The sequence below is a fragment of the Acinetobacter sp. IK23 genome (genome assembly GCF_035615275.1).
GTDB lineage: Bacteria > Pseudomonadota > Gammaproteobacteria > Pseudomonadales > Moraxellaceae > Acinetobacter > Acinetobacter seifertii.
This window is the reverse complement of the sequence record NZ_JANBNX010000052.1, coordinates 1-5,248: the sequence shown is the minus strand read 5'-3', so window position 1 is coordinate 5,248 and position 5,248 is coordinate 1. Positions and strand designations below refer to the sequence as shown.

At 49.1% G+C, this 5,248-nt stretch carries 2 tRNA genes and 2 rRNA genes; all 4 read right to left on the bottom strand.

From position 1 onward, the window contains the following. Positions 1-70 precede the first annotated feature (70 nt). The 4 genes from MSG95_RS18645 to MSG95_RS18630 all read right to left on the bottom strand — a co-directional run bounded on the left by MSG95_RS18645 (position 71) and on the right by MSG95_RS18630 (position 5,118). Positions 71-2,961: ribosomal RNA gene (locus MSG95_RS18645) — 23S ribosomal RNA — on the bottom strand. Positions 2,962-3,313: 352 nt separating this feature from the next. Then, positions 3,314-3,389, bottom strand: a tRNA-Ala gene (locus MSG95_RS18640). 55 nt (positions 3,390-3,444) lie between these two features. Then, positions 3,445-3,521, bottom strand: a tRNA-Ile gene (locus tag MSG95_RS18635). A gap of 59 nt (positions 3,522-3,580) precedes the next feature. Next, positions 3,581-5,118, bottom strand: a 16S ribosomal RNA gene (locus tag MSG95_RS18630). Together the 16S and 23S rRNA genes with 2 tRNA genes alongside form the textbook arrangement of a ribosomal RNA operon. Positions 5,119-5,248: the final 130 nt, after the last annotated feature.

Below are 5,248 nucleotides of genomic sequence, written 5' to 3'. Positions count from 1 at the left end.
TAACTAAATCAAGTTTGTTTGTCGATTTATGAATCGATTGATGCTTTATATACAACTGCTTGGGTGTTGTATAGTCAAGCCTCACGAGCAATTAGTATTGGTCAGCTTCACATATCACTATGCTTCCACATCCAACCTATCAACGTCCTAGTCTCGAACGGCTCTTTAGAGGAATAAATTCCTAGGGAAATCTTATCTTGAGGTAGGCTTCCCGCTTAGATGCTTTCAGCGGTTATCCCTTCCGAACATAGCTACCCGGCGATGCGACTGGCGTCACAACCGGTACACCAGAGGTTCGTCCACTCTGGTCCTCTCGTACTAGGAGCAGATCCTCTCAAATTTCCAGCGCCCACGGTAGATAGGGACCGAACTGTCTCACGACGTTCTAAACCCAGCTCGCGTACCTCTTTAAATGGCGAACAGCCATACCCTTGGGACCTGCTTCAGCCCCAGGATGAGATGAGCCGACATCGAGGTGCCAAACACCGCCGTCGATATGAACTCTTGGGCGGTATCAGCCTGTTATCCCCAGAGTACCTTTTATCCGTTGAGCGATGGCCCTTCCATACAGAACCACCGGATCACTAAGACCTACTTTCGTACCTGCTCGACTTGTGGGTCTCGCAGTTAAGCGCGCTTTTGCCTTTATACTCTACGCGTGATTTCCGACCACGCTGAGCGCACCTTCGTACTCCTCCGTTACTCTTTAGGAGGAGACCGCCCCAGTCAAACTACCCACCAGACACGGTCCTCGTCCCGGATAACGGGACAGAGTTAGAACCTCAACATTACCAGGGTGGTATTTCAAGGACGGCTCCATTGGAACTAGCGTTCCAACTTCAAAGCCTCCCACCTATCCTACACAAGTAAGGTCAAAGTTCAGTGTCAAGCTGCAGTAAAGGTTCACGGGGTCTTTCCGTCTAGCCGCGGGTACACTGCATCTTCACAGCGATTTCGATTTCACTGAGCCTCTGCTGGAGACAGCGCCGCCATCATTATGCCATTCGTGCAGGTCGGAACTTACCCGACAAGGAATTTCGCTACCTTAGGACCGTTATAGTTACGGCCGCCGTTTACTGGGGCTTCGATCAAGAGCTTCGCTTACGCTAACCCCATCAATTAACCTTCCAGCACCGGGCAGGCATCACACCCTATACGTCCACTTTCGTGTTTGCAGAGTGCTATGTTTTTAATAAACAGTTGCAGCGGCCTGGTTTCTGCGGCTGTCATCAGCTCAGGAAGCAAGTTCCATCACCAACAACAGCGTACCTTCTCCCGAAGTTACGGTACCATTTTGCCTAGTTCCTTCAGCAGAGTTCTCTCAAGCGCCTTGGTCTACTCGACCTGACCACCTGTGTCGGTTTCGGGTACGATTCCTGTGTAACTGAAGCTTAGAGACTTTTCCTGGAAGCATGGTATCAGCCACTTCACTGTACAAGTACAGCTTGCTATCGGATCTCAGTATAGAGTACCCCGGATTTGCCTAAGATACATACCTACATCCTTCCACCTGGACAACCAACGCCAGGCTGACTTAACCTTCTCCGTCCTCTCATCGCATTACACAGAAGTATTGGAATATTAACCAATTTCCCATCGACTACGCCTTTCGGCCTCGCCTTAGGGGTCGACTCACCCAGCCCCGATTAACGTTGGACTGGAACCCTTGGTCTTTCGGCGAACGGGTTTTTCACCCGTTTTGTCGTTACTCACGTCAGCATTCGCACTTCTGATACCTCCAGCATACTTCTCAATACACCTTCATCGGCTTACAGAACGCTCCCCTACCACTTGACTAATGTCAAATCCGCAGCTTCGGCACATAGTTTTAGCCCCGTTACATCTTCCGCGCAGGCCGACTCGACTAGTGAGCTATTACGCTTTCTTTAAAGGGTGGCTGCTTCTAAGCCAACCTCCTAGCTGTCTATGCCTTCCCACATCGTTTCCCACTTAACTATGATTTTGGGGCCTTAGCTGGCGGTCTGGATTGTTTTCCTCTTGACTACGGACGTTAGCACCCGCAGTCTGTCTCCCGGATAGTACTCATAGGTATTCGGAGTTTGCATCGGTTTGGTAAGTCGGGATGACCCCCTAGCCGAAACAGTGCTCTACCCCCTATGGTATTCGTCCGAGGCGCTACCTAAATAGCTTTCGGGGAGAACCAGCTATCACCAGGCTTGATTAGCCTTTCACCCCTATCCACAAGTCATCCCCTGGCTTTTCAACGACAGTGGGTTCGGTCCTCCAGTTAGTGTTACCCAACCTTCAACCTGCTCATGGATAGATCGCCTGGTTTCGGGTCTATACCCAGCAACTAAACGCCCTATTAAGACTCGATTTCTCTACGGCTCCCCTATACGGTTAACCTCGCTACTGAATATAAGTCGCTGACCCATTATACAAAAGGTACGCAGTCACCGAACAAGTCGGCTCCCACTGCTTGTATGCATGCGGTTTCAGGATCTATTTCACTCCCCTCACAGGGGTTCTTTTCGCCTTTCCCTCACGGTACTGGTTCACTATCGGTCAGTCAGGAGTATTTAGCCTTGGAGGATGGTCCCCCCATATTCAGACAAGGTTTCACGTGCCTCGCCCTACTCGTCATCATTATGTGTGCCCTTTCGTGTACGGGAATATCACCCTCTACGTTCGCACTTCCCAGAGCGTTCCACTAAAACACACATAACTTAATGGGCTGATCCCCGTTCGCTCGCCGCTACTGAGGGAATCTCAATTGATTTCTTTTCCTAAGGGTACTGAGATGTTTCACTTCCCCTCGTTCGCCTTGCAACACTATGTATTCATGTTGCAATACCTACCTTAAAGTAGGTGGGTTCCCCCATTCAGAAATCTCCGGATCACAGGATATTTGCCGCCTCCCCGGAGCTTTTCGCAGGCTATCACGTCTTTCATCGCCTCTGACTGCCAAGGCATCCACCACATGCACTTAATTACTTGACTATACAACCCCAAACAGTCGTCAACACCTACAAGTGAGTGTTGTCCGTGCGATTCTTCATCGCTACTATCTGTTGCCTGTGTACTTAAACACTGTACAGCTTCAATCTAAATTCATATACCAAAACGCTTGATTCAGTTAATTTGCTAGTTCTCAATTCATTCAGATTAATTGCTTAATCTAAACTCTTGAGTGAACAATTTATTTCAGACTCAATTTTGCCAATCTGTTAATGAATAAACACACCTTCGTCAGGTCATGCTTAATACCGTGATACTTAAATCACAGAAGTTAATAAACCAAGACCGAAATCTCTATTTACTAATTTCTGTAATCCGAACTTCTCTTAAGTTCTGGTGGAGACTAGGAGAGTCGAACTCCTGACCTCCTGCGTGCAAAGCAGGCGCTCTACCAACTAAGCTAAGTCCCCAGCTTACATCATCAGTTATGTATCTTTTATCTATAACTTCAACCAGTCAAAGTCATGGTGGGTCTGACAAGACTTGAACTTGTGACCCCACGCTTATCAAGCGTGTGCTCTAACCAACTGAGCTACAGACCCTCAGATACATCTATGAAGAACAACTTGTTGTGGATTCTTACCAATCGTCAATCTTTCGTTAAGGAGGTGATCCAGCCGCAGGTTCCCCTACGGCTACCTTGTTACGACTTCACCCCAGTCATCGGCCACACCGTGGTAACCGCCCTCTTTGCAGTTAGGCTAGCTACTTCTGGTGCAACAAACTCCCATGGTGTGACGGGCGGTGTGTACAAGGCCCGGGAACGTATTCACCGCGGCATTCTGATCCGCGATTACTAGCGATTCCGACTTCATGGAGTCGAGTTGCAGACTCCAATCCGGACTACGATCGGCTTTTTGAGATTAGCATCACATCGCTGTGTAGCAACCCTTTGTACCGACCATTGTAGCACGTGTGTAGCCCTGGCCGTAAGGGCCATGATGACTTGACGTCGTCCCCGCCTTCCTCCAGTTTGTCACTGGCAGTATCCTTAAAGTTCCCGACATTACTCGCTGGCAAATAAGGAAAAGGGTTGCGCTCGTTGCGGGACTTAACCCAACATCTCACGACACGAGCTGACGACAGCCATGCAGCACCTGTATGTAAGTTCCCGAAGGCACCAATCCATCTCTGGAAAGTTCTTACTATGTCAAGGCCAGGTAAGGTTCTTCGCGTTGCATCGAATTAAACCACATGCTCCACCGCTTGTGCGGGCCCCCGTCAATTCATTTGAGTTTTAGTCTTGCGACCGTACTCCCCAGGCGGTCTACTTATCGCGTTAGCTGCGCCACTAAAGCCTCAAAGGCCCCAACGGCTAGTAGACATCGTTTACGGCATGGACTACCAGGGTATCTAATCCTGTTTGCTCCCCATGCTTTCGCACCTCAGCGTCAGTGTTAGGCCAGATGGCTGCCTTCGCCATCGGTATTCCTCCAGATCTCTACGCATTTCACCGCTACACCTGGAATTCTACCATCCTCTCCCACACTCTAGCTAACCAGTATCGAATGCAATTCCCAAGTTAAGCTCGGGGATTTCACATTTGACTTAATTAGCCGCCTACGCGCGCTTTACGCCCAGTAAATCCGATTAACGCTTGCACCCTCTGTATTACCGCGGCTGCTGGCACAGAGTTAGCCGGTGCTTATTCTGCGAGTAACGTCCACTATCTCTAGGTATTATCTAAAGTAGCCTCCTCCTCGCTTAAAGTGCTTTACAACCATAAGGCCTTCTTCACACACGCGGCATGGCTGGATCAGGGTTCCCCCCATTGTCCAATATTCCCCACTGCTGCCTCCCGTAGGAGTCTGGGCCGTGTCTCAGTCCCAGTGTGGCGGATCATCCTCTCAGACCCGCTACAGATCGTCGCCTTGGTAGGCCTTTACCCCACCAACTAGCTAATCCGACTTAGGCTCATCTATTAGCGCAAGGTCCGAAGATCCCCTGCTTTCTCCCGTAGGACGTATGCGGTATTAGCATCCCTTTCGAGATGTTGTCCCCCACTAATAGGCAGATTCCTAAGCATTACTCACCCGTCCGCCGCTAAGATCAGTAGCAAGCTACCTCTCTCCGCTCGACTTGCATGTGTTAAGCCTGCCGCCAGCGTTCAATCTGAGCCATGATCAAACTCTTCAGTTAAAATCATTTTGCACCTTATTTAAAGACAAGGTGCCAATTCTGGCTCATCAATTACTGACTTAAATTTCGCTCAAATAAACTTCGAGTAATTTAAACCAATCAATCAATGAAAATTATTTCGATTAATCAA